This is a genomic window from Sphingopyxis sp. SE2 (assembly GCF_032227185.1).
Taxonomy (GTDB): Bacteria; Pseudomonadota; Alphaproteobacteria; order Sphingomonadales; family Sphingomonadaceae; genus Sphingopyxis.
Genome location: NZ_JAPMXW010000001.1, coordinates 1,896,054 through 1,922,511 on the forward strand (window position 1 = coordinate 1,896,054; position 26,458 = coordinate 1,922,511).

Consider the following 26,458-nt stretch of genomic DNA (forward strand, 5'->3'; position numbering starts at 1 on the left):
CGATAATATGGTTAAATCGCCCCACCTAAAAACCCCCGACCTCGGTCGCTGTCGGGGAAAAGCGGGTGTGGATGACAATGTTTGCGTGCCCCAAACACGCAGCGACAGACCCCTCTAATAAGGCGGGCGGCGCCATCGCCGCCCGCCGCTTTTTTTGCGGCGAGACTGCTGGCTCAACTTTGCGAGAAGAAATCATCCATCGCCCGATTGACGGCTTCGGGCGCATCCCAAGGTACAAAATGGCCGCAATCGGGAACCTCGACGATCGTCACGTCGGGCACGAATTCTTCCATCCCCTCGAGATTGCACGGTGGCAGCGCGACATCGTCGAGCGCCCAGATTACGAGCGTCGGGATGGCAAGTTTCGGAAAAGCAACGGCGGGCGGTTCGGCATAGGGTTCGTCCATTGCGGGCACGGTGATCGGCGATCCGCGATACCAGTTGATCATCGCGCGGCACGTATCGCGATCTTCCCAATCCTTGAGCAGCCGCGAAATTTCGTCGGCGGGCTGAAGGCCGCCGCTCGGCACGCGCCCTTCGAAGGCGTGGGCGAGGATGCCGGCGATGCCATGGTCTTCGATGATCGAGTCGCTCGCGGGATCGCGAAAGGTCCGGATATACTGGCTGGCCGCGCGCTGCGCTTCGTTCGTCGCGAGCAGGCGCTGAAAGATGCCGGGGTGCGGCGCGTTGGCGATCACCGCGCGCGTCACGCGCCCTGCCCACGCCGGGTGCAGCCCGCCAGGCTGGCCGCCGAGCGCAACCCCCCATGCGATCGCCCCACCCCAGTCGTGACCGACGATCATGAATTTATCGACGTCGAGCGCGTCGGCGAGCGCAAAGATGTCGGCGATCAGTTTATCGGGCGTGTAAGATTCGACGTCCTGCGGTTTCGACGAACCGCGATAGCCGCGCTGGTCGGGCGCAATACAACGGAAACGCTCGGCGAAATGCGGCAACTGATGGCGCCAGGTGCGGTGCGATTCGGGAAAGCCGTGCAGGAAGATCAGCACCGGAGCATCGCGCGGCCCCATGTCGACGACGTCGAGTTCGACCCCGGTCGAAAGCCTCACGCGCTGCTGTTCGAAATCGCCGATCATCCACCCTGCTCCTTTGGTTTCGTTTCGAAACCAATCTGGCGGGGATATGGGCGGCTGGCAAGCGGCGTTGTGATCGCTTTGGCACGGCGGTTCCGCGATCGATAGTCGCGTTTGGAAGTTGACGAAGTTGACGCCCCATCGCGCGCACGAGAGGGTAATCGCTGTCGCAGAAACGGATCGGGGCGGCACGGAGGTGGTGGGGTCATCCGGCAGGGTAGATCATGGCCGGATTTTTTAGGAAAGGGATTTCTACGGCGAAAAATGAGATAACGGCAAACGACCGGTAGCTGGCATGGCCGCGTAGGCGGCTTCGAATAAGGTTCGCGCAGCGACGCAGAGGTGAAAAGCTGCCCTAGTTGCGCTCTCTGCGCCTCTGCGCCTCTGCGCGGAATATTTGGAAGGCGGCATTCGACCGTTAGTTGCCGTTGGATCCTCCCTGTGCCGCAGGCATGGGGAGGTGGCAGCGCGAAGCGCTGACGGAGGGGCTATGGCGCACCGTCGCGGCCCCTCCACCACCGCCTGCGGCGGCGGTCCCCCTCCCCATCGCTGCGCGACACTCCTCGTCATCCCGGCGAAGGCCGGGATCTCGTCCTATCGGTTTACCGCACCGGCGAGATCCCGGCCTTCGCCGGGATGACGGTCAAACTGATGACAGCTTCCCACCCCAAAGCCGCCAGCGGCGCAACCGCGGACAACGCCGGTGCGAGCGACAGGCTCAGGGATAGCTGACTGTCTTCGGCACTTCGGGGATGGGTATGAATTCCTTGCTATCGCCGGGAACGAGCGGGAAATTGCCGTCCTTCCAGTCGCGCTTCGCGGCGTTGATGCGCTCGCGGCTCGAACTGACGAAATTCCACCAGACGTGGCGCGGGGTGGTGAAGGCCTCGCCGCCGAGCAGCATCACCCTGGCATCGCTCGACGCGCGCAGCGTCATCGCCTGCCCGGGTTTCAATATATAGAGGCTGTGGCGTTCGAGCGGCTCGCCATCGAGGGTCGCGTCGCCGATCGCGACGAGCACGGCGCGTTCATCGGCTTCGGCATCGATCGGCAATGTCGCACCGGCGTTCATCAGGATGTCGGCATAGATGGTAGCGCTGTGCTGCGTCGTCGGCGCCGTCGCGCCCCACAAGCTGCCCATGATGACGCGTGCCGACACGCTGCCGTCCTCGACGAGCGGCAACTTGTCGGCAGGGACATGCTCGAACGCCGGATCGATCTCTTCCTTACCGTCGGGCAGCGCCAGCCAGGTCTGCATGCCCGAGATGCCCGAGCCGGTCGCGCGTTCGGCCTGCGGCGTGCGCTCCGAATGGACGATGCCGCGCCCCGCGGTCATCAGGTTGCACGCGCCGGGGCGGATCGTCGCATAGGTGCCGAGGCTGTCGCGATGGTCGATCGCGCCCTCGAACAGATAGGTGACGGTCGACAGGTTGATATGCGGGTGCGGGCGCACGTCCATCCCCTGCCCGATGTCGAAATGCGCGGGGCCGAACTGGTCGACGAAGATGAAGGGGCCAACCATCGTCCGCGCCTTGTTGGGCAGCGTGCGGCGGACGTCGAACGCGCCGATATCGTGGGTCGAGGGGGTGATGACGGTCGTGGACATCAGCCGAGCCTTTCCAGTGTTTTCTTCGTCTTTTCGGTTTCGACATTGCCAGTGTTCAGCGTCGAGGTTGGTTCGAGCAACAGCACATGGCATTCGCCGTCCAGTGCCTCGGGGCAATGTTCGGTGCCGTGCGGCACGATGATGAATTCGCCTGGCTCGACGATCACGTAGCGGTCGCGAAACGCCATTTTCATCCGGCCGGCGACGACGAGGAAGAGTTCGTCCTCGATATCATGGTGATGCCAGTCGAACTTGCCGTCGAGCTTGACCAGCTTCACCTGAAAATCATTGACGTCGCCCGCGACGCGCGGGTTCCACGCGTCGGGGATTTTGGCGAAGGCTTCGGCGAGATTGACCTTGTCGGGCATCGTCATTCGTCCGGCGCCGTGGCGCGGATCGCGAGCGCATGGACGCGCTGTCCCGGCAGGTCGCCGAGCGCCTTGTTGACCGTGCGCTGGCGCGCGACGCGGTTCATCCCGGCGAAGCCCGCCCATTCGATGGCGAGGCTGAAATGCGACTCGCCGCTGCCGTCGTCGCCCATATGGCCGTGATGGCTCGCGCTGTCGTTGCTGAGGGTGAAGTTCGCGTCGGGAAAGGCTGCCGCGAGCAGGCTTTCCATCTCTTGCTGTACGGGGCCTTTGTTGCTCATGGGCTTGACCATAGGCCCTCCATCGCCAAATTATAAGGCCTTCCGGCTACCAACGTCCCACCCCGATTCCGAAAGCCCGCTTTGCCGTCTTCCGCCCGCCCTTCCCGATTCCATGGCCGCGTCCCGCGCGAGGAACGCTGCGCCGCGCCCGGATGCGCCGAGGCCGGCGAGTTTCGCGCCCCCGTCTCGTCGCACCGATCGCCCGACGGGCCGCCGCCTTACCGCTGGCTCTGCCTCGACCATGTGCGCGAATTCAACGCGGGTTATAATTTCTTCGAAGGGATGAGCGCCGACCAGATCATGGCGGCGCAGTCGCCCACGGCCGGCTGGGAAACCGAAAGCCGCGCCTTCCGTCCCGCGGGCAGCGCCGACCTGCCGCCACGCTGGGCCGATTTCCGTGATCCGATGGATGCGCTCGGCGCGCGCTTTCGCCAGCGGATGGACGAAGCACGGCGCGAGGCGGCCAATCCCCGCCTGTCGCGCGAGGAACATGACGCGATGCAGTTGATGGCGCTGCCCGCCGACGCCGACCGCGCGGCGCTCCGCCGCCGTTACAGCGAACTCGTCCGCAAATATCATCCCGACCGGAATGGCGGCGATCGCAGTTTCGAAGCACGGCTGGGTGCGGTAGTCGAGGCCTATCAGTTGCTCAGGAAGAGCAAGGCGTTCGCATAGGAGAGCCGCAATGACCGACCTGGACGAAGCACGGATCGAGGTGGTGCGCCGCCACATGGCGCTCGAGATCACGCACGACTGGGACGGCGTCCTCGCGACCTTCGACCATCCGCGTTACGAACTGATGGGCCCCGGGACGATCTTCGACGGCGAGGCCGCGGTGCGCTCCTATTTCGCGTCGTCGCGCGAACCCTTTCCCGACCAGGCGAACGAGGTCATCGCGATCGCCGCCGACGCCGCGACGAACACCGTGCTCGTCGAATTCTGGCTGACCGGCACGCACACCGGCCCGCTCAAGCTTGGTCTGCGCACGATCGAACCCACCGGCAAGGCCTTCCGCATCCGCATGGCGGCCAGCTTCGAATTCGCGCCGGGTGGCGACAAGATCGTTTGCGAGCGCCCCTATTACGACCAGTCGGCGGTGATGAAGGCGCTCGGCCTCTTCTGAAAAGGCGTTGCAAGGCGCAACCCGTCGCTATACCGCGACGGCGAAGCGCCGCCGCGCGGCGACTCTCCCCGTTTGCTTGCTGGACTTTGCCATGACCGATATCCCGAACAGCCTTCCCGATCACCACGGCTCGACGCTGCTTGCGGCGCCCGATACCGAGGTCGATGCGCGCGAAGTCTTCGGAGTCGATATCGACATGAAGGTGCCGGCGTTCAGCGAGGCCGACGAGCGCGTCCCCGACCTCGACCCCGCCTATGTCTTCGACGGCGACACGACGCTCGCGATCCTCGCGGGCTTCAAATACAACCGCCGCGTGATGGTGCAGGGCTATCACGGCACCGGCAAGTCGACGCATATCGAACAGGTCGCCGCCCGCCTCAAATGGCCGTGCATCCGCGTCAACCTCGACGCCCATATCAGCCGCATCGACCTCGTCGGGCGCGACGCGATCGTGCTGCGAGATGGCCAGCAGGTCACCGAATTCCGGGAGGGCCTGCTGCCCTGGGCGCTGCAGACGCCGACGGCATTGGTTTTCGACGAATATGACGCGGGCCGACCCGACGTGATGTTCGTGATCCAGCGCGTGCTCGAGACCGAGGGCAAGCTGACGCTGCTCGACCAGAACCGGGTGATCCGCCCGAACCCGCATTTCCGCCTCTTCTCGACCGCGAACACCGTCGGGCTGGGCGACACGAGCGGACTTTATCACGGGACGCAACAGATCAACCAGGGCCAGATGGACCGCTGGAACATCGTCGTCACGCTGAACTATCTGCCCGCCGCGACCGAAAGCGCGATCATTCTCGCCAAGGTGCCCGATACCGACGAGACCACCGTCGCCAATATGGTGAAGGTCGCGGATTTGACGCGGCAGGGCTTCATCAACGGCGACATCTCGACCGTGATGTCGCCGCGGACGGTGATCAGCTGGGCGCAGAACACCGCGATCTTCAATAATATCGGCTTCGCCTTCCGCCTCTCGTTCCTCAACAAGTGCGACGAGGCCGAGCGGATGATCGTTGCCGAATATTATCAGCGCGTATTTGGCGAAGACCTGCCCGAAGGCGTCATCGGCAAGTGATATACAAGCGCCACCTTCTGGTGGCGTCCGCCGCTCTGTCGCTCGGCGGCTGCAGCATCGCGGCGGTGGATTACGGCAAGATCCGCCATGCCGAATATGTCGCCGATCCGCGCTGCACCGCTCAGCCGGGCGCGGTCGTCGATGGCGAGGCGCTGCCCTATTTCTTCGCGACGAGCCGTCTGCCCGATTGCCGCACGAGCGAGATCGAACTGCTCCACCACCGCGGCGACCGCATCCGCTATGGCCGTTTCAACGCGCCGCGCGATGTCGAAGTCGGCAAGAAGGAACGCTTCCTTACGCCGCTCGCCTTCCAGACGCCGGCCGACTGGTGGCGCGCACTGCAGGCCGAGACCGACCGCAGGCAGGGCCGCGTTCTTCTCTATGTCCACGGCTATCGCGAGAATTTCAACACGACGTCGAAGGACGCGGCGCAGATCGCGCGCATGACCGGCTTCGACGGCCCGATCGTCGAATATAGCTGGCCGTCGCAGGGCAAGTTTCTGAGCTATGTCGTCGACGAGACGAACATGTATCACGACGTCCGCAATTTCCGCGATTTCCTGAAATCGCTCGCCGAACAGAGCTGGGTCAAGGAGATCGTCGTCGTCTCGCACTCGCTCGGCGCGCGGCTGGTGATCCCCGCCGTCGCCTATGTCGACCGCACGTCGAGCCGCGCCGACAGCAGCAATATCTCGAACGTCATCCTCGCCTCGCCCGACATCGACCGCGAGACGTTCGAGCGCGATATCGAGGACGAAGTGCTGTCGGCGCGGCGCGTCGCGGTGGGCCGCCGGATCACCGCCTATGTCTCGCGCGCCGACAAGGCTCTCGCCGCCTCGCGCGCGATCCACGGCTACCCGCGGCTCGGCTCGCCCTATTGCTTCAATCCGTTTGAGGCCGACGAGTTGAAGGCGAAGGGACTCCCCGAGCGCTGCTACCCCGCCGCGCGCCCGGGATTCACCGTGATCGACACGACCGACGTATCGCGCGGTTCGACCGGGCACAGCAATTTCCTGCGCAGCGCCGTTGTGTGCCGCGATTTCATCGACGTCGTCGCGAACAAGCAGACCCGGCCCGAGCGGGTCCCGACGCACCTCGCGCATGTGTTTCGCCTGGCTCCCGATCCGGCCATACCGAAGGACGGCGACGACGCGATCTGCCACCGCACCCCCGAAACCGAGGCACCCGAATAGCGGCTAGAAACCGCACATGATTGCGAAGTTGGTGAGCCAGACGACCGGTCCCTCGCCGGTCCAGAGCCACAGCCCGCCGAGCGCGACAGCGACGAACAGCGCGAGCGCGATCCAGTCCTGCCGCGCGAGCTTCATGCCGATTGCAGCCGTTTGACCGGCGCGTCGGCGATCGGCAGGTGGACGAGCCCCGCGAGCAGCCCGAGCGCGATCGAGAAGCCCCACGCGATATTGTAGCTGCCGGTCGCGTCGAAGATCAGCCCCGCCATCCACGCGCCGAAGAAGCTGCCGAGCTGGTGGCTCAAAAAGACGATGCCGTAGAGCATCGAGAGATAGCGTATGCCGAAAATGCGCCCCACGATCCCGCTGGTGAGCGGCACGGTGCCAAGCCAGAGGAAGCCCATCGCGCCTGCGAACACCAGCGCGCTGGCATGGCTCAATGGCAGGAATAGGAAGAGCGCAATCACCGCCGAGCGCGCGGTATAGAGCGCCGAGAGCACATATTTCTGTCGCAAGAGATCGCCCGCACGGCCGAAGACATAGGAGCCGAGGATGTTGAACAGGCCGACGAGCGCAAGCACCTGCGCCCCGATCTCGATCCCCAGCCCCTTGTCGTCGAGATAGGCGGGGAGATGCGTCGCGATGAAGGCGATGTGGAAGCCGCAGACGAAGAAGCCCGCGTTGAGCAGCCAATAGCCGCGGTGGGTCGCGGCTTCGCGGAGCGCGTCACGCGCGCTTTGCTCCTCCGCCTGCAGCGTTCCCGGCGTGTCGGTGCGCCCCGCAACGCCGATCGCGAGCAGTCCGCACAGCGCGACGAGCCCGGCCATGATCCAGAGCGTCTGATGATAGCCGACATCGCCGAGCAGCATCGACGCGAGCGGCACGACGAGGAACTGGCCGAGCGACCCGCCCGCGGTGACGATGCCGAAGGCGCCGCTGCGCTTTTCCGGGCTGACGACGCGGCCGACCGCCCCCAAAACGACGACGAAGGTGGTTGCCGACTGCGCCATGCCGATGAAGATACCGAAGCTGATATGCAGCCCGATCGCGTCGGTCGCGAAGGCGGCGCCGATCAGCCCGAGCGCATAAAGCAGCGCGCCGAAAAAGACGACGCGCCCCGCGCCATGCTTGTCGGCGAGCGCGCCGACAAACGGCTGCACGAGGCCGAAGAGCAGGTTCTGGAGCGCCATCGCGAGCCCGAAGTCGGAGCGGCTGATGCCGATATCGACGCTCATCTGCGGCAGAAACAGGCCGAACGACTGACGCACGCCCATCGCGAGCGTGACGATGAAGGCGGCGCAGGCGATAACGATCCACGGGCGCTTCATGGGGGAGAGTTGGGGGGAGCTCATGTCGCGGCGATGCGCCTGCCTTCCGTTTGCGTCAAGCGAGCTTGGCTATCGCGGCCCCTACCTCCCCTTTCGTCATCCCGGGCTTGACCCGGGATCCGCCTGTCTTGAAGCGGAAGAAGGCAGACCCCGGATCAAGTCCGGGGTGACGATTGGAGTAGCCCTTTCTTCATTCCGAAAAGCTGGTTAGAGCCGACTCGATGTCCGCTTCCTCTCCCCTCGACGATTTCAAGGCCGCGCTGTCGAGCGTCGCGCGCGCGGTGACGCGCGATGCCGAGGTCGAGGTCGGTTTCACCGCAGACGCGCCGGCACAGGTCGGCAAGGCGATCAAGGTGCCGACCCCGTCGCGCACGCTGCCCGCCGATCAGGTCGCCGAAGCACGCGGCTTTGCCGACTCTTACGCTTTGCGGATGAAGCACCACAGCGACAAGATCCACAATGCCGCGCGCCCCGCCGAGCCAATTGCGGCCGCAGCATTCGACGCGATGGAACGCGCGCGGATCGAGGCATTGGGGGCGCGCCACATGGACGGGATGCGCGGCAATCTGGCCGCCAGCCTGATGATGCGGATGCGCAGCGACCCGATCAGCCGCGCGCAGAACCGAGAGGACGTGCCGATCTCGAGCGCGCTCGAACTGATGCTGCGCGAAGCGCTGACCGGCGAGCAGGCGCCGCAGGGCACCGAAACCGGCCTGTCGCTGGTGCGCGAGTGGATCACCCAGGAAGCGGGCGGCGACCTCACCGCGCTGTCGATGCAGCTCGACGATCAGGCGGCCTTTGCAGAAACGGCGAAGCTTGCACTCCGCCACCTCGACCTGATCCACAGCGACGAGCCGCTGGAAGAAGGCAGCGAGGACGGCGGCGAGCAGGACGAGAGCGAAGCCGAAGAGAGTCAGGAAGAACAGGAAAGCGAAGACGGCGGTGCCGGCGAATCGCAGGTCGATGCGCGCGCCGAAATGGCGGGCGATCAGGCCGACGACGGCGACAGCGACCCCGATGCACAGGAAATGGAAGCCGACGGCGAACCCGAAATGGGCGGCGAAGGCGACGAGGGCATGCTGCCCGTGCGTCCCAACCGCCTGCCGAGCGACATCCCCGATTTCAACTATCTGCGCTTCACCGAAAAGCATGACGAGATTATCGCGGCGACCGAGCTGTGCGATGCCGACGAACTCACCCGCCTGCGCGCCTATCTCGATCAGCAGATGACGCATCTGCAGGGCGCGGTGACCAAGCTCGCGAACCGGCTCCAGCGACGGTTGATGGCGCAGCAGAACCGCGCGTGGGATTTCGATCAGGAGGAAGGGCAGCTCGACGCCGCACGGCTTGCGCGCGTGATCGTCTCGCCCGGCCAGTCGCTCTCCTACAAGATCGAGCGGGACACCGACTTTCGCGATACCGTCGTGACCTTGCTTATCGATAACAGCGGCTCGATGCGCGGCCGCCCGATCAGCATCGCCGCGATCAGCGCCGACATCCTTGCGCGCACGCTCGAACGCTGCGGCGTGAAGACCGAAATCCTCGGCTTCACGACGCGGACGTGGAAGGGCGGGCAGAGCCGCGAAGACTGGCTCGCCGCGGGTCGTCCCGCCCACCCCGGCCGCCTCAACGACCTCCGTCACATCATCTACAAACCCGCCGACGAACCCTATCGCCGCGCGCGCAAGTCCTTGGGGCTGATGATGCGCGAGGGGTTGCTCAAGGAAAATATCGACGGCGAGGCATTGATGTGGGCGCATCAGCGGATCATCAATCGTCCCGAGGAACGCCGGATATTGATGGTGATCAGCGACGGCGCGCCGGTCGACGACAGCACGCTGTCGGTCAACCACGGCGCCTATCTCGATCAGCATCTGCGCCAGGTGATCGAGTGGATCGAGAACCGCTCGCCGGTCGAGCTGTGCGCGATCGGCATCGGTCACGATGTCACGCGCTATTACAGCCGCGCGGTGACGATCATGGACGCCGAGCAATTGGGGGGCACGATGGTCGAGCAGCTCGCGGGTCTGTTCGACATCGACTAGCGTCGGCTCGGCACGACAGGGGCGGGTGACAACCCCTTTTCCCCTCGTTACAAATCCTTCCCGATACAGCAGGGACTCGCGACCTATGACGAGAGCCGCTGTATCGACATATATGCTGAAGGTCGCCGGCATGATTTGAGGCCGCATCGGTTCGATGCGCGGCTGAGGGGGCGACTGGCATATGAAAAAAGCATCCGACCTGTTCATCGAATGTCTTGAGGAAGAAGGCGTCGAGTATATTTTCGGCGTTCCGGGCGAGGAGAATCTGGATTTCCTCGACAGCCTGTCGCGCTCGAAGACAATCAAGCTGATCCTGACGCGGCACGAGCAGGGCGCGGGTTTCATGGCCGCGACCTATGGCCGCCATACGGGCAAGACCGGCGTATGCCTCGCGACATTGGGGCCGGGCGCGACCAATTTCGTCACCGCGGCCGCTTACGCTCAGCTCGGCGGCATGCCGATGATGATGATCACCGGCCAGAAGCCGATCAAGAAGTCGAAGCAGGGCCGCTTCCAGATCCTCGACGTCGTCGCGATGATGGGGCCGATCACCAAATATACGCACCAGATGGCCTCGTCGGACAATATCCCGAGCCGCGTCCGCGAGGCCTTCCGCCTCGCCGAAGAGGAAAAGCCCGGCGCCGTTCATATCGAGCTGCCCGAGGATATCGCCGACGAACATACCGATTCGACGCCGCTGAAGCGCAGCCATTCGCGCCGTCCGAACGCCGATAGCAAATCGATCCGCGAGGCGGTGAAGGCGCTCGAGAATGCGAAGTCGCCGGTGCTCGTGATCGGCGCGGGCGCGAACCGGACGATGACGAGCCGCATGCTGCTGCAATTCATCGAGAAGACCGGCATTCCATTCCTGACAACCCAGCTCGGCAAGGGCGTGATCGACGAGCGGCATCCGAAATTCCTCGGCTGCGCGGCGCTGTCTTCGGGCGATTTCGTCCACCGCGCGGTCGAGGCGTCGGACTGCATCGTCAACCTCGGCCACGACGTGATCGAAAAGCCGCCCTTCTTCATGCAGCGCGGCGGCCCGACCGTCATCCATGTGTCGACCAAGACCGCCGAGGTCGACCCCGTCTATTTCCCCGATATCGAGGTGATCGGCGACATCGCCAACGCGGTGTGGCAGATGAAGGAGGATATCGTCCCCAACGGCGGCTGGAAATTCGACCATCTGCTCGCCTATCGCAAGGCCGAGGTCGAGCATACCGCGCCGCTCGCCAAGGATGAGCGCTTCCCGATCTTCCCGCCGCATCTGGTGCAGTCGGTCCGCGACGCGATGCCCGACGACGGGATCATCTGCCTCGACAATGGCGTGTACAAGATCTGGTTCGCGCGCGGCTATACCGCGTGCAAACCGAACACGGTGCTGCTCGACAATGCGCTCGCGACGATGGGCGCAGGGCTACCGAGCGCGATGATGTCGGCGATGCTCTATCCGGAGCGCAAGGTCATGGCGATCTGCGGCGACGGCGGCTTCATGATGAACAGTCAGGAGATGGAGACCGCGGTGCGCCTCGGCCTCAACATCACCGTGCTGATTTTGAACGACAACAGCTATGGCATGATCCGCTGGAAACAGGCGAATATGGGCTTCAAGGATTGGGGCCTGACCTATGGCAACCCCGATTTCGTCAAATATGCCGAAAGCTATGGGGCCAAAGGGCACCGCGTCGAAAGCGCGGCGCACCTCAAGGAACTGCTCGCGCATTGCCGCGATACGCCGGGCGTCCACCTGATCGACTGCCCGGTCGATTATTCGGAGAATGATCAGATTTTGAATAATGACATCAAGAGGCTGTCGAAGGAGCTGTAATTCCTCACCCCCTCCCGCTTGCGGGAGGGGCAGCGAGACTTGCGAGCTTGCTCGCTAGTCGCAGCGGGGTGAGATACTTCACCGCCGCTGACCCACCCCCAACCCCTCCCACAGGCGGGAGGGGGGAGAAGCTGAATGAAACTCAAGGACGTCTACCCGCTCTATCTCAACAACAAGGCGGCGCAGCCGAACACCGACCTCGAGGTGATCGACAAGTTCACCGGCGAGGTTGCTTTCCGCACCGCGCTCGCGACCCCTGACATTATCGACGCGGCGATCGCGGGCGCTGTGCGTGCTGCCGAACCGATGGCGCGGCTCGCGAGTTTCGAAAAGCGCGATGTCCTTACCCATTGCGTCGCGCGCTTTCAGGAGCGGTTCGACGAGCTCGCCTACGCGCTGTGCGTCGAGGCAGGCAAGCCGATCGCCGATTCGGAAGGCGAAGTAACCCGCCTGATCGACACCTTCCGCATCGCCGCCGAGGAAGCGACGCGCAACTATGGCGAGGTCCAGCCGCTCGACATTTCGGCGCGCGCCAAGGGCTATATGGGGATGTGGAAGCGCGTGCCGATCGGGCCGTGCAGCTTCATCTCGCCGTTCAACTTCCCGCTCAATCTCGCGGCGCACAAGATCGCGCCGGCGATCGCGATGGGTTGTCCGTTCGTGATGAAGCCGGCATCGCTGACGCCGCTCGGTGCGATCATCATGGGCGAGGTGCTCGCCGAATGCGACATCCTGCCCGAAGGCGCGTTCAGCATCCTGCCCGCGACGCGCGACGGCGCCGACCTGTTCACCACCGACGAGCGGCTGAAACTGCTCTCCTTCACCGGCTCGCCGGGCGTGGGCTGGGATCTGAAGGCCAAGGCGGGCAAGAAGAAGGTCGTGCTCGAACTCGGCGGCAACGCCGCGGTCATCGTCGACAAGGATGCCGATTTTGATCATGCGCTCGCGCGGATCATCTTCGGCGCCTTCTATCAATCGGGCCAGTCGTGCATCGGGGTGCAGCGGATCATCATCCACGCCGACATCTACGACAAGTTCCGCGACATGCTCGTCGCAAAGACCAAAACGCTGGTCGCGGGAGATCCCAAGGATCGCAAGACCTTCATCGGTCCGATGATCTCCGAAAAGGAAGCCGCGCGATTGGACGGGTGGATCGAGGAAGCGGTCGCGAATGGCGCAAAGCTGCTCGTCGGCGGCAAGCGCGAAGGCGCGATGCTCGAGGCCACCTTGCTCGAAGACGTCGACCGCAGCGCCAAGGCGTATCGCGAAGAAGCGTTCGGCCCCGTCGCGATCCTGTCGAAATTCACCGACTGGGATGAAGCGCTTGCCGAGATCAACGACAGCAAGTTCGGACTGCAGGCGGGCATCTTCACGCGCGACATCCACAAGATACTCGAGGCGTGGGATCGTCTCGACGTCGGCGGCATTGTCGTGAACGACGTCTCCTCCTACCGCGTCGACAATATGCCCTATGGCGGGGTCAAGGACAGCGGTCTGGGCCGCGAAGGGATCCGCTTTGCCATGGAAGATATGAGCGAAATCAGAAATTTGGTGATTCGGCGAACCTGATTGGATCATGGTTAATCGCATATGTGTCAAATAGGCAACGTCACCAAAGCGCCTTCAAACTTTCTTCAAACTGTCGCGAGTTTGAATCGCGCGCTGTAACAAAACTCCTGTCTAGGCCGTGGGCAGCCAAAAGCTGTTTACGGAGCACGACATGGCCTCGATTTCGACCCTGCCGATCCCCGCCCGGTTTCCCGACCCGTTCACGACCGATCCGCATATTCCCGAGCGCGTGATCGGCGAACGCCGCAGCTATCGCACCATATGGGTCAGCGACATCCACCTCGGCACGCGCGGCTGCAACGCGCCGCTGCTGATCGATTTCTTCGACCATGTCGATTGCGAGACGCTCTATCTCGTCGGCGACATCATCGACGGCTGGCGGCTCAAGAAGCGCCACTTCTGGCCCCCCGAGCATAATGACGTCGTGTGGCGCGTGCTCAAGCGCGCGAAGCGCGGCACGCGCGTCGTCTATGTCCCCGGCAACCATGACGAGATGGTCCGCCCATTCGACGGCTTCGATTTCGGCGGGGTCGAGATCCGCCGCGAGGCGATCCACGAAACCGCCGACGGCCGCAAATTGCTCATCGTCCATGGCGATGAATTCGATGCCGTGATGCTCGCGCACCGCTGGCTCGCCTTCGTCGGCGACGCCGCCTACACCGCGCTGATGAAATGCAATGTCGTGGTCAACTGGGTCCGTGGCAAGCTCGGCCTGCCCTATTGGTCGCTGTCGATGGTCGCCAAGCACAAGGTCAAGAATGCGGTCCAGTTCATCGGCCGCTATGAGGAAGTCGTCGCCCACGCCGCGCGCTCGCGCGGGGTCGATGGCGTGGTGTGCGGTCACATCCACAGCGCCGAGATGCGCGAGATCGAGGGCACCGAATATTATAACGACGGCGACTGGGTCGAGGGCTGCACCGCGCTGGTCGAGCATCATGACGGAACGATGGAAATCCTGCACTGGGCCGAGGAGGTCGCGGCGCGGAGCGTCCCGACGAAGCTCGCGTTGCCCGCCGCCGCATGAGGATCCTGATCGTCACCGACGCGTGGGAGCCGCAGGTCAACGGCGTCGTCCGCACGCTGCAGGCAACGATCGGTGAATTGCGCTCGGTGGGGCATGAGGTTGGGGTGATCTCGCCCGATCTCTTCCGTTCGGCTCCCTGCCCTTCCTACCCCGAGATCCGCCTCGCATTCGCCGGGCGGCGCGCGGTAGGACGCCGCATCCGTGCCTTTTCCCCGCAGGCGATCCACATCTCGACCGAGGGGCCGCTCGGCCTCGCCGCACGGCGCTGGTGCCTGCAGAACGACTTTCCCTTCACCACCGCCTATCACACGCGCTTCCCCGAATATGTCGCGGCGCGCCTGCCCGTCTCACCGGCGCTCGTCTGGCGCTTCATCCGCTGGTTCCACCGCCCGGCGCGGCACATCATGGTCGCGACGCGCAGCCTTGCGCGCGAACTCGCCGGGCAGGGTCTCGGCCAGACGATGATGTGGGAGCGCGGTGTCGATCACAAGCTGTTCCGCCCCGACCGCGCGCCGCATCCGGCCTATGCCGGACTCGCGCGGCCGATCCAGCTTTATGTTGGCCGCGTCGCGGTGGAAAAGAATATCGGCGCTTTCCTCGACAGCGATCGGCCGGGCTCCAAGGTGGTCGTCGGCGAAGGGCCTGCGCTCGCCGAACTCAAGGCGCGGCATCCCGACGCGCTGTTCCTCGGCAAACTGGGCGGTGACATGCTGGCGGCGGCCTATGCCGGCGCCGATGTCTTCGTCTTTCCCAGCCGCACCGACACCTTCGGGTTGGTGGTCATCGAGGCGCTGAGCTGCGGCACCCCCGTCGCCGCCTATCCGGTACCCGGTCCAGGCGACATCGTGCGCGACGGAGCCGGCGCGCTCGACGAGGACCTGGGCCGCGCGATCGACACCGCGCTGCTATGCGACCGGAAGGACGCAGCGGCGCTCGGCGCGCGCTACAGTTGGCCCAATTGCACCGCGCAGTTCGTGAAGGCGCTGACGTTCCTACCGTCGGTGCCGGCGGTGGACACGGTCGCCACGCCGCACCTCGCCTAAAGCGCGACAGCAGGAAGCGACCGGTTGCGGGATCATCTCGGGACTCTGAAATCCAGCTTCTCGCCGGCCGCATAGGCATCCCATGCCTGGCGCGTGCGAAAGCCGCCCTGTCCCTTGTCCCACGCAGAACCCGAAAAATAGACGAACGGCTTGCCGGGCGCGACGCGTAGCAGGACGAGCTGATTGTCAGCATCGGCGCGTATTTCGGCGATCATCGCGGGATCGACCCGGATCGCGATCGCCATCCGGCCATGATCGCCGTCCGCGGGTCCCCACCACGAAAGAAGTCCCTTCGCACGGTCCACCGTCAGTTCGCCGGCGCCCGACCCCGTGGTCCGCTTGCCGATGCCGATCCCGACGAGGAGCGGTTCGTCGCTGTCGGACGAGATGGTCGAGACCATGCGGGTAAAATGCGTGCCGAGCGGAAGCGTGAAGCGGCGCGTCTCCCAGACCTTGCGATCCACATCGACCGGCCAGGGCGCATAATCGACGATAAAATCGGCCGCCTGCCCGCTTGCGGACAGGATGCGGTGGCTGACGTAGTTGCGCGACGTCCACAGCTTGTTGTCGTGCCAGATGCCGAGCCCGCCGGCGCCGCGCGTCGAACCGACATTGTAGAAGTCCAAGCCTTCGCCGCGATAACTGTGTTGGTCGCCGCTGCGCAGCTGGCGATCGGTGAAGGGCCAGCGCACATTCTTGCCCCACGAATCGATTCCCGAGCCCGAGGGCGGTTCCGCCGCTTCGAGCGCATGGCCGTAAATCCGGTGCGCGGTGCGATCATTCTCCCACAATAGATCGTCGTAGCGATAGTCGGCGCGGACCACCGCGGCCCCGGGCTCGCGGTCAGGCGGCGGCGGGAGCGACCCCGCGACCGCCGGCATGTCCGGCGCCTCTTGTGTCGCCGCGGCTATCGCCGGGGCCACCGCAAGCAAGAACGCCATTGTCGCGGGGGCACGCCCCTTTTTCCAGATGGTCGAAATCCGCGTCATATCTCTCTCCCTGGCAGCGATCCGATCGGGCGACGAACCCGCCTTATGTCACGCTGTGCGACGATGTGGCACCCTTGCGGCCATGGCTCGTGGGCCCGATGGATCAAATTTTTAAAATGAAATGAAATTATTTAAGTTGTCATATGACTTATAATCGCTACACTCAAGCGGATATGGTGCATTATGTGCCAGCAACGGGAGAATGGGCGCGTGAGGCAGGGCGGCAGCAACGCTGTGCATGACGACAGGCTGGCGCTTCGCAAGCGGCGGCCGTCCCTCGTCGACGCCGCGTGCGAGCATATCCGCACCAGCATCATGTCGGGCGTGCATCCGCCCGGCGCCCAGCTCCCTACCGAGGCCGAATTCGTCGATGTGCTCGGCGTGAGCCGGACGGTGATTCGCGAAGCGATCGCCCGCCTTGCGGCGGCGGGACTGGTCGAGGCCCGCCAGGGAAAAGGGCTCTTCGTCAGCGAAACCGCGCGCTACCAGGCTTTCCAGGTCACGCGCGACGAGGTCGAGAATCTCAGCGATGTGATCCAGCTTCTCGAACTCAGGCTCTGCGTCGAAACCGAGATGGCTGCGCTGGCGGCCGAGCGGCGCACCGAGGTCGACGTGATGAATATGCGCCAGCAGATCAGGATTCTTGGCGAGGCCGCAGTCGGCCTTGAGGATTCGGTCAAGGCCGATGTCGAATTCCACAACGTCATCGCCCGCGCGAGCAAAAACACCTATTACGCCAAGCTGATCGATTTCCTCGGCGTCCGCCTCGTTCCACCGCGCTCGCTCTATCTGCGGCAGGGCCAGGCCTATATCGGCGACAGCTACAAGGCGGTGATCAGCGCCGAGCATGAGGCGATCCTCGACGCCATCATCCACCGCGATCCGGACGCCGCGCGGGTGGCGGCGCGAACCCATATGAGCGGCAGCCTCAAACGGCACCGCGAACTCCACGACTTCATGTCGTCCAACAGCCCGACGGGCTGAACCAGACCAAAACACAGACCTGCAGAAGAACTCAGGCACCGAATTACGTCCGGCAGAATAATAAGATCAATCTGCCATACTTGTATGATGTCTTATAGGGAGAGGTCCATTGAAGGTCAGTCTTCGCGCCTCCGTGGCGCTGATGGCACTCGTATCGGGTGCACCCATGGCAATTGCGCAAACCGCGCCAGCCGCCGATCCGGCTGCGGGTGAAGGGCAGGACACGTCGGGCGACATCGTCGTCACCGGCATCCGCCAGAGCCTTTCGCGCGCTGCCGAGATCAAGCGCGAGTCGACCGCCGTGGTCGATTCGATCGTCGCCGAGGATATCGGCAAGCTTCCCGACCTGACCACGGCCTCGGCGCTCCAGCGCGTGCCCGGCGTTCAGGTCGTCGTCGGCGGTAATAACGAGATCGTCGGCGCCCGCATCCGCGGCCTCGACGACATCGTCACCACGCTCAACGGGCGCGAGATTTTCACCGGCGTCGGCCGCGGCTTCTCGTTTCAGGATCTCCCGGCCGAAGCCCTTGCGGGGGTCGATGTCTACAAGTCCAATTCGGCCGAACGGATCGAAGGCGGCGTCGCTGGCGGCGTCAACATGCGCCTGCGCCGCGCGCTCGACTTCAAGGAGCTGACGATCGCGGGCAGCGCGCGCGCGACCTATCTGCAGGAAGCCGGTTCGAAGAATACGATCAATCCGGCGCTGAGTCTGCTGGTGGCCAACCGCTGGGACGCCGGTGAGGGCGAGATCGCGGCGATGGTCGGCATATCCTATCAGCGCAACAAATATGCCCGGCCGATCGCGTGGAACGACTGGACACGCGCCACGAGCGCGGGCCCCGCGGGCTCGCCGCAGAATTTGCACGCGCCCACCGGCTTCGCCGCCGCCATCGAATTCGGCAAATATGAGCGTCCGCAAGCCAATTTCTCGCTCGAATGGGCGCCCGACAGCGACACGACAATCTACGCCGAGGGGCTGTTCGCGGGGTATCGCGGCGACGTCTTCCAGGCGCGCCCGACCTTCCGCGCCTTCACCGGCAACTCGCTCGAGGCGACCGCCGGCGACACCTGCGAGGATTTCGCCGTCGGCCCCGACGGCTATTATTCTGGCAATGTGCAGAGCCCGGACAACCCGACGGGCACCGGCACGATCCGCGAACTGTGCAACGCCACAGGCTATACGGCTCGCAATATCGAATATTACACCGCGACCGTCGCGAACAAGTCGAGCACCGACATCTATGTGATCGCCACGGGCTTCAACAAGGAAATCGGCGCGCTTACCTGGAATACCGACATCTCCTATGAATCCTCGACCAACCGGAACGACAGCTTCCGCGTCGATATCGGCAAGCGCATCGACGAACTGGTCCTGGTCCGCGACGTCGACCATGAGGTTGAGGCGACGATGCCGGGCAATCCGATGAACGATCCCGAAGGCCTCGCCTTCGCCAACGGCATGAGCGAAAATATCAACCGCAGCCGAGGTACTTTGTGGGCCGTAATGAGCGACGCCAAATATGATTTCGACGGGGTCCTCGACTATGTCCAGGCGGGTGTCCGCGTTGCGAAACGCAAGGCCGCCTTCGAGCAATATCTTGGCGGCCCACCAGCCCCAGGCGGCTCGTTTGTGACGCCGCTCGATGGCGCGGGTCTCCCCAGCGATATTCTTTCACAGGCCCCCGGCGTTCCGCAAATGAACGGCGGCGCCTCCTTCCTGCAGCTCGACCCCGACTATCTGGTTCAGGAATCGATCAAGCGACAGCTCAGGACGCTGTACGGCATCTCGCCCGACACGCCGGCCTTCGACCCGACGCGCGACTATGATGCGCAGGAAAAAAGCTATGCCGGCTTCCTGCAGGCGGGTTACGACATCGCGCTGACCGATACGATTTCGATCGACGGCATGGTCGGCGCGCGCCTGACCCGCACTGACCGCGAGATCGCGGGTTCGGGTCGCGTGACCGATCCGGTGACGGGCACGTCGCGGATCGAACTCGTCCGGCGCTCGACCAGCGACACCGACCTGCTGCCCAACGCCAGCGCCCGCATCCGGTTCGGCGGCGGGCTCCAGTCGCGCTTCAATTACTCGAAAACGCTGTCGCGGCCCAGCTTCGGCCAGCTCAATCCGGGCCTCAGCTATGTCGTATCCTACGTCAACACGATCCAGAATTCGGGATCGGGCGGCAACCCCGACCTCCGCCCGCAAAAGGCCGACAGCTTCGATGCGTCGCTCGAATATTATTTCGGCCGCAGCAACTATGTCTCGGCGGTCGCCTTTTATCGCGACATCACGGACCGGATCATCAACGGGACCGAGGTGCGGACGATCGACGGCCTGCAATATGTGATCTCGACCCCCCGCAATCTGGGTTCGGCCAAGATCAAGGGCGTCGAAGTCGGCGGCCAGCTGTTCCTCGATTTCCTTCCGGAAGGACTCGACGGTGCGGGCATAATGGGAAATTTCACCGTCATCGACAGCGAGGTGACAACCCCCGGCGACCGGCTTCAGGGCCTGCCGCTGCTCGGGGTCTCCAAATATAATTACAACATCGGCCTGATCTACGAGAAATACGGCATTTCGGCGCGGATGATTTACACCTATCGCTCGCGATATTTCGACGGCGACATCACCAACGGCCTCTCGCTGCGGCCGGTTTCGATCCCGGTAGGGCTCAACGGCATCCGCGCTGCGGGGCGGCTCGACTTCGGCCTGAACTACGACGTGGCGCCGGGCATCACGGTCAGCCTCGCCGGCACCAACATCACGGGCCAGAAGACGCGCAACTTCGAATCGCGTGAGGATTTCGTTCGCGAAGTGCGGAACGACGACACGACCTATTCGCTCGGGGTCCGCTTCAACTTCTGAGCCTGAACGTGAATGCCGGAACAAAAAGGAGGATGACTTGAACAGAAAACGGATGTTCGCGGCGCTCGGGTTGGCGACGGCTTTGACCGCCGGCAGCTTCGCCCTCGCGGGCGCGGCGCACGCGCAGACGGCGGCCACGGTTCTCAACCAGCCCGGCAAGGCATTGCCCGGCGGCGTCCGCGCCACGCGAACGCGGGATAAGGTGACGATCGACTGGCCATCGGCGCAGGATGAGCGCTCGCAGCTCATCCTGTCACTCGACCCGGGCAAGCCGCTGATCGAGGCGGTCTCGATCGCCGGCAAACCGGTCCTCGGCGGCGTCGATCCCGCCGGCGTGGTCACCGTCGGCACGCGCGACCTCAAGCAGGGCTGGACGATCTTTTTCGACAACCCCCGCAAGCGCCCGTTCGAAAGCTTCCCGCTCACGCTGGCGCGCAGCGACATCAGCGTGCGGGCGGAGGGCGGCAATACCAGGGTGATAGTCGGCGGCGCCGCTGCCGGGCCCTTCTCAGGCACCTATGAATTCACCATCTACCCCGGCTCACGGCTTGTCCGCGCCGCGATGGTGATGTCGACCGCGCGCGAGGCCACCGCCTACACCTTCGATGCCGGTCTCGGCGTCGCATCCTCGGCCGCCTTGCCGTGGCGCTCGATCGCCTTCACCGACACCAGCGATACGATCGTGCGCAAGGAAGGCGATGCTTCGCGGGGACCCGCAGTCTCGCCCAAGGTGCGCGCACGGATGATCGTCGCGGAAGGGCCCACCGGCGGATCGCTCGGCATCGTCCCGCCGCCGCACCAATTCTACTACCCGCTCGATTATGCCAACAACGACAATTCGGCCTGGTACGGCAACGACTATCGCAACCTCGACGGCCGCACGAGCTTCGGCGTGCGCCAGACGCTCGAGGGCGACCGGCGCTATGTGCCGTGGGTCAACGCACCGCCGGGCACGATGCAGGACATGGGCGTGTTCCTGCTGCCTGACAGCGGCGATGCGGCCAGCGTCACCAAGGCTGCGCTCGCCTATACCCGCGGCGATCGCTTCAAGGCGCTCGAGGGGCACCGCACCTTCACCAGCCACTATCATGTCGAGCACACCGAAGCCTATCTGAACACGCAGCGCTTCCAGCAATCGACGGCAGTGCCCGACGGGCTCGAGGCGCCCGAGTTCGTCAAACGCTTCAAGAACATGAACGTCGAGATCGTCCACCTCGCCGAGCTTCACCTCGGCCGCGAGGCGCTCGATCGCGCCGGCGACCGGCTGACTTTGCTCAAGACGATGCACGCGGAGACCGCGCGGCTGTCGGACGACAAGCTGTTGCTGCTCCCGGGCGAGGAGCCCAACGTTCATCTCGGCGGGCACTGGATCAGCTTCTTCCCGAAGCCGGTCTATTGGACGCTCGACCGCAAGGAAGGGCAGCCCTTCGTCGAAAATGATCCCAAGCTCGGAAAAATCTATCATGTCGGCTCGCAGGAGGATGTCCTGAAGCTGATGCAGGACGAGAAGGGCCTGATGTGGACCGCGCACCCGCGGATCAAGGGCTCGCTCGGCTTCCCCGACAAACACAAGGACACGCCCTTCTTCAAGAGCGACCGCTTCCTCGGCGGGGCGTGGAAGAATATGCCGGTGGACTATTCGCAGCCGCGCCTCGGCTGGCGCGTGCTCGACACGCTCGACGACATGAACAATTGGGCGGCGAAGCCGTCCGAACGCAAGTTCACCCCCGGCGAGGTCGATGTGTTCCAGCTCTCCGACGAGAGCGAGCTCTATGCGCATATGAACATCAACTATCTCCGCCTCGACGGGCCGCTGCCGCGCTATTCCGATGGCTGGCAGAGCGTGCTCGACGCGCTGCGCGGGGGGCGCTTCTTCACCACCACCGGCGAGGTACTGATCCCCGAATTCACGATCGACGGCGCGAAGAGCGGCGGGGAAGCCGCCTTTGGGCGGAATACGACGGTGCGTGCGAAGATCGAATGGACCTTCCCGCCCGCCTTCGCCGAGATCGTCAGCGGCGACGGCAGCAAGGTCTATCGCGAGCGCATCGACCTCACCGGCGCCGCCCCTTTCGGAAGCCGCACGATCGAGAAGCGCCTCGATCTCAGCGGCCGCAAATGGGCGCGCATCGAAGTGTGGGACGTCGCGACGAACGGCGCGTTCACGCCCCCCGTCTTCCGGAAAACGAAATAGCCCTCCCCCCTGCCCGTGCAGTCGTCAGCGCATCCCCTCTGACGACTGCACGCGGCCCTTTTGAATCGGAGCGGGCTCGCGCCGGTCCGGTCCTTCTTGGAGCAACCATGTTCGATCGAACCTATTATGCCACCCATCCCGACATGATGGTGGGCGCGTCCAATGACGAGCTGCGCGATCGCTATCTCATCCAGAATCTGTTCCGTCCCAACCAGTGCGTGCTCAACTATACGCATGCCGACCGGCTCGTAATCGGCGGCGTGCTGGTCGATAGCGGAAGCGTCAAACTACCCGACCAATCGGAGCCGGCGTCGGCAGCCGGCCACCCGTTCCTTGAGCGGCGCGAACTCGGCATCGTCAATGTCGGTCGGATCGAAGGAACCGTGACCGTCGATGGTGAGCTGTTCGTGCTCGGCGCGAAGGACAGCCTGTATGTCACAATGGGCGCGAAAGACGTCCGCTTCTCCGGTAACGGCGCGCGCTTCTATCTCGCCTCGTCCCCCGCGCATCGCGCCTTCGATACACGCAAGCTGCCGCTCGCCGACGCCAAGATGCTCGCGCGCGGCAGCCTGGAGACGGCCAACGACCGGACGATTCACCAGCTCGTCATCCCCGGCGTGTGCGACAGCGCGCAGCTGGCGATGGGCCTGACGATCCTCAAGCCGGGAAGCGTGTGGAACACGATGCCGCCGCATGTGCACGAACGCCGGAGCGAGATCTATTTCTACTTCGATCTCGACGATCCCGAGCAGGACCGGGTGATGCACTTCATGGGCCAGGCCGACGCCACCCGCCATATCGTCATGACGGACGGCGAGGCGGTGATCTCTCCGCCCTGGTCGATCCACATGGGCGTGGGGACCAGCGCCTACGCGTTCATCTGGGTCATGGCCGGCGAAAACCAGGACTATGACGACATGAACATCCTCGACATCTGCCAGCTTCAGTAAGAGCGGCATTCGCCGATCGTCCCGGCGACCCTAGTCCACGCGGCGGAACCGGATGGCCGTGCCGCCGCCGGGCGCGAGGCGCAATGTCAGCGTGTCGCCGCTGGTGACCATGCGTTTCTCGATCGTCAGCGCGCCCGGGTTGCTGCGATAGTCGGCGGCGGGGCCGTCGGCGTAGATTTGCGCCTCGTACCGCGCGCCCGGCGCGAGGAAAGCCAGCGGCTGCCGCAATTCGCGCGTCTCTTCGTCGCCGATAGCGCCCTGCAGCGTCCTCGACTGCTCCCAGTCGGCAGGGACGTCGCGGCTGAACCGGAAGGCGTCGGGGCGCGCCTCGTAATTTTCGGGGAGGTCGGCGGCCATCTGGATCGGCGAATAGATGACGACATATTCGGCGAGCTGGGTCGCGAGCGTCGATTGGCCGATCAGCTTGACCCCCTTCGCCTTGCCGTAGCGCATGATCTCCGCCAAATCGAAATCGGGATAGGCGCGAGTGAAACTGAACTTGTCGCCATTGGCGATCCAGTCACCGTCCCAGCCCTCGTTCCATCCCTCGACGAGCACGCCCTCGAAGCCGTATTTGGCAGCGAAGTCTATGTGTCGCTTCACGTTGGCGGTGTTCGCGCCATGTTTGGGGCCGCTGCCCCAGGTCGATTTCTCTAGGTGCATTTCCCACCAGATGCCGACATATTTGCCGGGCTTGAACCATTGGCCGATGCCCGGAACCTTGCTCGGCTCATTGAGGTTGAGCGTGATCCGGCTGTCGGCGAGCGCGCCGGGCGTTTCGCCGACGAGCACGGTGCGCCACGGTGTCGTGAACGGCCCCGTTTTTTCGCAAGTATGCCGTCGGGCCATGGCATCAGCCACGCATTATAGGTGCCCGCGCCGTCGCCCCGAAGCAGCATCGAGGGGAAGTCTACGAGCGCGGCTTCGTGGAAGCTGAGATAGAGTCCGTTGTCGCCCTTCAGCGTCAGCGGGGTTTCGGCGAGCGTGACGCGCCGCGCGTCGGTCTGTTTATAGAGATATTCGTCGCGTTCCTGCCCCAACCCTTCATACCACCAGGCCTGATACGCCCCGACGGTGCGGAACTGGCTGTGGTCGGCGACCACCGACACCGACTGCCCGGCGGGGATCGCGCGATAATCATAACGGAAACCGAAGCCATCGTCGAAGAGGCGGAAGGTCACGCCGACCGCCCGGTTGAGCGGCGTATCGCCCGCGAGCGTTACCGACAGCTGGTTGTGATTGTCGCGGATCAGGCGCTGTTCGCCCCACGGCTGTTCCCACGTCGTATCGACCGCGCTTCGCTCCGCATCGGCGATTGCCGCGAAGCGGGGATCGGCCTCGCCCGCGAAGCGCAGCCCGAGGCGCGACGGCGCGATGACCGTCACGTCGCCGCGCGTCACTTGATAGCGCGCCTCGCCATTTTCGACCGAAACGCACAGCTCGAGTATCTTGCCGGGGGATTGCGCACATTCGCGCGCCGCGGCGGGCGAAGCCATTGCGAGCATCGAGAGGCCGAACAGGGGAAGCGTCTTCAGGATCATAGTGTCTCTCATGCTGGGGGAAGGTCGTTATGTCCGGAAAGCCGCCGTCAACTGCCGCCGCAACGCCGCGCGCGGCGGCGAGCGCATCGCGCCGAGCGCGCCGCGAAGCGCCTCCGGGATATGCACCGCGGACAGTTCGGGATCGCCGAACACATGGGTGTCGAACATTGCGCGCCAGTAAGCGCGTTCCCCGGGCGGCAGATCCCGGAGCGCGAGCAGCGCCGCGAGGAAGACATTGTTCGGCTTTTCGACGCCCGTTGCCGCATCGCCCCACCCAATAATTGACCATCGCATTATAGGGATCGAGCGAGGCGACATGGTGCCACCAGTAGCGGGGAATGAAGATCGCATCGCCGGGATCGAGCGTCGCGACGCGCGCGGCGGCGAGCGCATCGCGAAACCGCGGGAAACTGTCGAAATCGGGGTTCTCCGGATCGACGAGCGACAGCGGCGGCGGATTATCGAGCGGCCCGATATAGAGGTTCGCGACCTGATCGGGCGGGAACGGGAGGAAGCGCCGCCGTCCCGCGATCACGCAGGCGAGATTATGGTCGCGGTCGTTGTGCGTCTGGGTCTTTACCGCGCCGCCGAGCCACAGCTTGGGCCCGACATCGGCGGGCAACAGCGGCATCGGGTTCTGGCGGACGAAATCGGGCAGCGCGCCGGCGAGCGGCAGCATCTGGATCGCGAGCGTCGGGACATCTTCGCGTCCGATCAATCCTTCGATCCGCGCCAGCGTATCCCGCAGCGGCGCCTGCCGCTTGGTAAAGGTGAATTCGCGCAGGTCGGTGCGATAGGCGAAGCGGCCGCGCGCCCGCGCGGGCGCCTCCATCACCGGCACGGGCACCCCGCGGTCCATGCCCGCCAGATAGGCGTTGAGGCGGCCGGGCGAATGGCGCCCGGCCGCCAGCGCGACCCAGTCGTCGAACAACCCCTTGACGACGACAGGCGTTTCAGACGCGACGAGCGCGGCGAAGTCGGCGGGCGCGGGCGCCCCGCACGCCGCGATGCGCGGCAAGCCGTCGAGCGGGGAATGCGGCGCCGGGCTGCGATCGAGGCGCGCGGGTTCAGCCATGCGCGGGCTGCAGGAGGCGCGCGAGACAGGCATCGTGCGTCGGCTGGCGCAGCACCGCTTCGCGCACGTGTCGGTCGTCGGCTATGACGACATGCTGCTCGCGCGGCTCAGCACCCCCGCGCTGACGACGATCCAGCAGGATACGCTGGAGGCGGGCCGCCGGCTGGTATCGCAGGTCATGGATCCGCAGGCCGAACAATATCTTGATTATTTGCCGACGCATCTGATTGTGCGCGAATCCTGCGGCGCCTGACGCGCGCCGTCAGATCGCCAAGG

General features: G+C 64.6%; 23 protein-coding genes and 2 pseudogenes. 14 read left to right on the plus strand and 11 right to left on the minus strand.

What is annotated here, in order from left to right; all coding sequences use genetic code 11:
- Positions 1 to 173: 173 nt before the first annotated feature.
- The 4 genes from OVY29_RS09105 to OVY29_RS09120 all read right to left on the minus strand — a co-directional run bounded on the left by OVY29_RS09105 (position 174) and on the right by OVY29_RS09120 (position 3,349).
- On the minus strand, positions 174 to 1,097 hold the full coding sequence (locus OVY29_RS09105; RefSeq protein ID WP_037556485.1) for an alpha/beta fold hydrolase: 924 nt from the start codon (positions 1,095 to 1,097) through the stop codon (positions 174 to 176).
- 715 nt (positions 1,098 to 1,812) lie between these two features.
- A complete protein-coding gene (locus OVY29_RS09110; RefSeq protein WP_037556484.1) occupies positions 1,813 to 2,700 on the minus strand; it encodes a pirin family protein in 888 nt (295 codons plus the stop codon).
- Positions 2,700 to 3,074 carry a cupin domain-containing protein gene (locus OVY29_RS09115; RefSeq protein WP_037556483.1) on the minus strand — a complete coding sequence of 125 codons (375 nt, stop codon included), beginning with the start codon at positions 3,072 to 3,074 and terminating at the stop codon, positions 2,700 to 2,702. Before OVY29_RS09115 ends, OVY29_RS09110 begins: the two co-directional genes overlap by 1 nt.
- Positions 3,071 to 3,349, minus strand: coding sequence for a BolA family protein (locus tag OVY29_RS09120; protein WP_037556631.1), 279 nt, complete (start codon positions 3,347 to 3,349; stop codon positions 3,071 to 3,073). The genes OVY29_RS09115 and OVY29_RS09120 overlap by 4 nt, the downstream gene beginning before the upstream one ends.
- 81 nt (positions 3,350 to 3,430) lie before the next feature.
- Between OVY29_RS09120 and OVY29_RS09125 the strand changes: the two genes are divergently transcribed.
- The 4 genes from OVY29_RS09125 to OVY29_RS09140 all read left to right on the plus strand — a co-directional run bounded on the left by OVY29_RS09125 (position 3,431) and on the right by OVY29_RS09140 (position 6,746).
- Entirely contained in the window at positions 3,431 to 4,024 is a 594-nt protein-coding gene (locus tag OVY29_RS09125; RefSeq protein WP_037556482.1) for a J domain-containing protein, read from the plus strand.
- Positions 4,025 to 4,034: 10 nt separating this feature from the next.
- Complete coding sequence (locus tag OVY29_RS09130; RefSeq protein WP_037556481.1) at positions 4,035 to 4,472, plus strand: ester cyclase; 438 nt, start codon at positions 4,035 to 4,037, stop codon at positions 4,470 to 4,472.
- 91 nt (positions 4,473 to 4,563) lie between these two features.
- Positions 4,564 to 5,553 carry a cobaltochelatase subunit CobS gene (cobS, locus tag OVY29_RS09135; protein ID WP_037556629.1) on the plus strand — a complete coding sequence of 330 codons (990 nt, stop codon included), beginning with the start codon at positions 4,564 to 4,566 and terminating at the stop codon, positions 5,551 to 5,553.
- Positions 5,550 to 6,746: an alpha/beta hydrolase gene (locus tag OVY29_RS09140; RefSeq protein ID WP_037556480.1), complete on the plus strand. Its 1,197-nt coding sequence runs from the start codon at positions 5,550 to 5,552 to the stop codon at positions 6,744 to 6,746. The genes cobS and OVY29_RS09140 overlap by 4 nt, the downstream gene beginning before the upstream one ends.
- Positions 6,747 to 6,749: 3 nt before the next feature.
- Here OVY29_RS09140 and OVY29_RS09145 read toward each other — a convergent pair whose 3' ends face one another.
- Both OVY29_RS09145 and OVY29_RS09150 read right to left on the minus strand, forming a co-directional pair.
- A complete protein-coding gene (locus tag OVY29_RS09145; protein ID WP_268746863.1) occupies positions 6,750 to 6,881 on the minus strand; it encodes a hypothetical protein in 132 nt (43 codons plus the stop codon).
- On the minus strand, positions 6,878 to 8,095 hold the full coding sequence (locus OVY29_RS09150; protein ID WP_037556479.1) for an MFS transporter: 1,218 nt from the start codon (positions 8,093 to 8,095) through the stop codon (positions 6,878 to 6,880). The genes OVY29_RS09145 and OVY29_RS09150 overlap by 4 nt, the downstream gene beginning before the upstream one ends.
- A 197-nt stretch (positions 8,096 to 8,292) precedes the next feature.
- On the opposite strand from OVY29_RS09150, the gene cobT reads away from it, so the two are divergent.
- The 5 genes from cobT (at position 8,293) to OVY29_RS09175 (ending at position 15,580) form a co-directional block, all read left to right on the plus strand.
- Positions 8,293 to 10,116, plus strand: a complete 1,824-nt coding sequence (gene cobT, locus OVY29_RS09155) for a cobaltochelatase subunit CobT (RefSeq protein WP_037556478.1) — start codon at positions 8,293 to 8,295, stop codon at positions 10,114 to 10,116.
- Between the two features lie 181 nt (positions 10,117 to 10,297).
- A complete protein-coding gene (locus OVY29_RS09160; protein WP_037556477.1) occupies positions 10,298 to 11,944 on the plus strand; it encodes an acetolactate synthase large subunit in 1,647 nt (548 codons plus the stop codon).
- 135 nt (positions 11,945 to 12,079) lie between these two features.
- A complete protein-coding gene (locus OVY29_RS09165; protein WP_313911183.1) occupies positions 12,080 to 13,513 on the plus strand; it encodes an aldehyde dehydrogenase family protein in 1,434 nt (477 codons plus the stop codon).
- Between the two features lie 151 nt (positions 13,514 to 13,664).
- Positions 13,665 to 14,537 (plus strand): UDP-2,3-diacylglucosamine diphosphatase, encoded by an 873-nt coding sequence (locus OVY29_RS09170; protein ID WP_037556473.1) that lies wholly within the window; start codon positions 13,665 to 13,667, stop codon positions 14,535 to 14,537.
- Positions 14,534 to 15,580: a glycosyltransferase family 4 protein gene (locus tag OVY29_RS09175; protein ID WP_037556471.1), complete on the plus strand. Its 1,047-nt coding sequence runs from the start codon at positions 14,534 to 14,536 to the stop codon at positions 15,578 to 15,580. The genes OVY29_RS09170 and OVY29_RS09175 overlap by 4 nt, the downstream gene beginning before the upstream one ends.
- Before the next feature lie 32 nt (positions 15,581 to 15,612).
- Here OVY29_RS09175 and OVY29_RS09180 read toward each other — a convergent pair whose 3' ends face one another.
- Positions 15,613 to 16,569: a DUF4861 family protein gene (locus OVY29_RS09180; protein WP_052182363.1), complete on the minus strand. Its 957-nt coding sequence runs from the start codon at positions 16,567 to 16,569 to the stop codon at positions 15,613 to 15,615.
- 210 nt (positions 16,570 to 16,779) lie between these two features.
- Here OVY29_RS09180 and OVY29_RS09185 point away from each other — a divergent pair, with 210 nt between their 5' ends.
- The 4 genes from OVY29_RS09185 (at position 16,780) to kduI (ending at position 23,566) form a co-directional block, all read left to right on the plus strand.
- Positions 16,780 to 17,553: a FadR/GntR family transcriptional regulator gene (locus OVY29_RS09185; RefSeq protein WP_235211559.1), complete on the plus strand. Its 774-nt coding sequence runs from the start codon at positions 16,780 to 16,782 to the stop codon at positions 17,551 to 17,553.
- A 109-nt stretch (positions 17,554 to 17,662) separates the two neighbouring features.
- Complete coding sequence (locus OVY29_RS09190) at positions 17,663 to 20,422, plus strand: TonB-dependent receptor (protein WP_037556466.1); 2,760 nt, start codon at positions 17,663 to 17,665, stop codon at positions 20,420 to 20,422.
- 37 nt (positions 20,423 to 20,459) lie between these two features.
- Entirely contained in the window at positions 20,460 to 22,616 is a 2,157-nt protein-coding gene (locus OVY29_RS09195; protein WP_152567648.1) for a hypothetical protein, read from the plus strand.
- Between the two features lie 107 nt (positions 22,617 to 22,723).
- Positions 22,724 to 23,566 (plus strand): 5-dehydro-4-deoxy-D-glucuronate isomerase, encoded by an 843-nt coding sequence (gene kduI, locus OVY29_RS09200; RefSeq protein ID WP_313911184.1) that lies wholly within the window; start codon positions 22,724 to 22,726, stop codon positions 23,564 to 23,566.
- 30 nt (positions 23,567 to 23,596) lie between these two features.
- Here kduI and OVY29_RS09205 read toward each other — a convergent pair whose 3' ends face one another.
- From OVY29_RS09205 to OVY29_RS24690, 4 genes and pseudogenes are all read right to left on the minus strand, one after another.
- On the minus strand, positions 23,597 to 24,358 hold the full coding sequence (locus tag OVY29_RS09205) for a glycoside hydrolase family 97 catalytic domain-containing protein (protein WP_409581457.1): 762 nt from the start codon (positions 24,356 to 24,358) through the stop codon (positions 23,597 to 23,599).
- 113 nt (positions 24,359 to 24,471) lie between these two features.
- Positions 24,472 to 25,119 (minus strand): annotated as a pseudogene (locus OVY29_RS09210) (glycoside hydrolase family 97 N-terminal domain-containing protein); the annotation flags it as partial.
- 15 nt (positions 25,120 to 25,134) lie between these two features.
- Positions 25,135 to 25,401 (minus strand): hypothetical protein, encoded by a 267-nt coding sequence (locus OVY29_RS09215; RefSeq protein ID WP_052182360.1) that lies wholly within the window; start codon positions 25,399 to 25,401, stop codon positions 25,135 to 25,137.
- A gap of 40 nt (positions 25,402 to 25,441) precedes the next feature.
- Positions 25,442 to 26,125 (minus strand): annotated as a pseudogene (locus OVY29_RS24690) (cupin-like domain-containing protein); the annotation flags it as partial.
- Between OVY29_RS24690 and OVY29_RS09220 the strand changes: the two are divergent.
- Positions 26,043 to 26,435: a substrate-binding domain-containing protein gene (locus OVY29_RS09220; protein ID WP_235211558.1), complete on the plus strand. Its 393-nt coding sequence runs from the start codon at positions 26,043 to 26,045 to the stop codon at positions 26,433 to 26,435. The pseudogene OVY29_RS24690 and the gene OVY29_RS09220 overlap by 83 nt on opposite strands.
- Positions 26,436 to 26,458: the final 23 nt, after the last annotated feature.

Coding starts and splice junctions, on each gene's coding strand:
- kduI (WP_313911184.1), top strand. CDS start 22,724: ATGTTCGATCGAACCTATTATGCCACCCATCCCGACATGATGGTGGGC.
- OVY29_RS09175 (WP_037556471.1), top strand. CDS start 14,534: ATGAGGATCCTGATCGTCACCGACGCGTGGGAGCCGCAGGTCAACGGC.
- OVY29_RS09165 (WP_313911183.1), top strand. CDS start 12,080: ATGAAACTCAAGGACGTCTACCCGCTCTATCTCAACAACAAGGCGGCG.
- OVY29_RS09150 (WP_037556479.1), bottom strand. CDS start 8,095: ATGAGCTCCCCCCAACTCTCCCCCATGAAGCGCCCGTGGATCGTTATC.
- OVY29_RS09110 (WP_037556484.1), bottom strand. CDS start 2,700: ATGTCCACGACCGTCATCACCCCCTCGACCCACGATATCGGCGCGTTC.
- OVY29_RS09145 (WP_268746863.1), bottom strand. CDS start 6,881: ATGAAGCTCGCGCGGCAGGACTGGATCGCGCTCGCGCTGTTCGTCGCT.
- OVY29_RS09170 (WP_037556473.1), top strand. CDS start 13,665: ATGGCCTCGATTTCGACCCTGCCGATCCCCGCCCGGTTTCCCGACCCG.
- OVY29_RS09120 (WP_037556631.1), bottom strand. CDS start 3,349: ATGAGCAACAAAGGCCCCGTACAGCAAGAGATGGAAAGCCTGCTCGCG.
- OVY29_RS09180 (WP_052182363.1), bottom strand. CDS start 16,569: ATGACGCGGATTTCGACCATCTGGAAAAAGGGGCGTGCCCCCGCGACA.
- OVY29_RS09130 (WP_037556481.1), top strand. CDS start 4,035: ATGACCGACCTGGACGAAGCACGGATCGAGGTGGTGCGCCGCCACATG.
- OVY29_RS09105 (WP_037556485.1), bottom strand. CDS start 1,097: ATGATCGGCGATTTCGAACAGCAGCGCGTGAGGCTTTCGACCGGGGTC.
- OVY29_RS09215 (WP_052182360.1), bottom strand. CDS start 25,401: ATGCGATGGTCAATTATTGGGTGGGGCGATGCGGCAACGGGCGTCGAA.
- OVY29_RS09115 (WP_037556483.1), bottom strand. CDS start 3,074: ATGACGATGCCCGACAAGGTCAATCTCGCCGAAGCCTTCGCCAAAATC.
- OVY29_RS09160 (WP_037556477.1), top strand. CDS start 10,298: ATGAAAAAAGCATCCGACCTGTTCATCGAATGTCTTGAGGAAGAAGGC.
- cobT (WP_037556478.1), top strand. CDS start 8,293: ATGTCCGCTTCCTCTCCCCTCGACGATTTCAAGGCCGCGCTGTCGAGC.
- cobS (WP_037556629.1), top strand. CDS start 4,564: ATGACCGATATCCCGAACAGCCTTCCCGATCACCACGGCTCGACGCTG.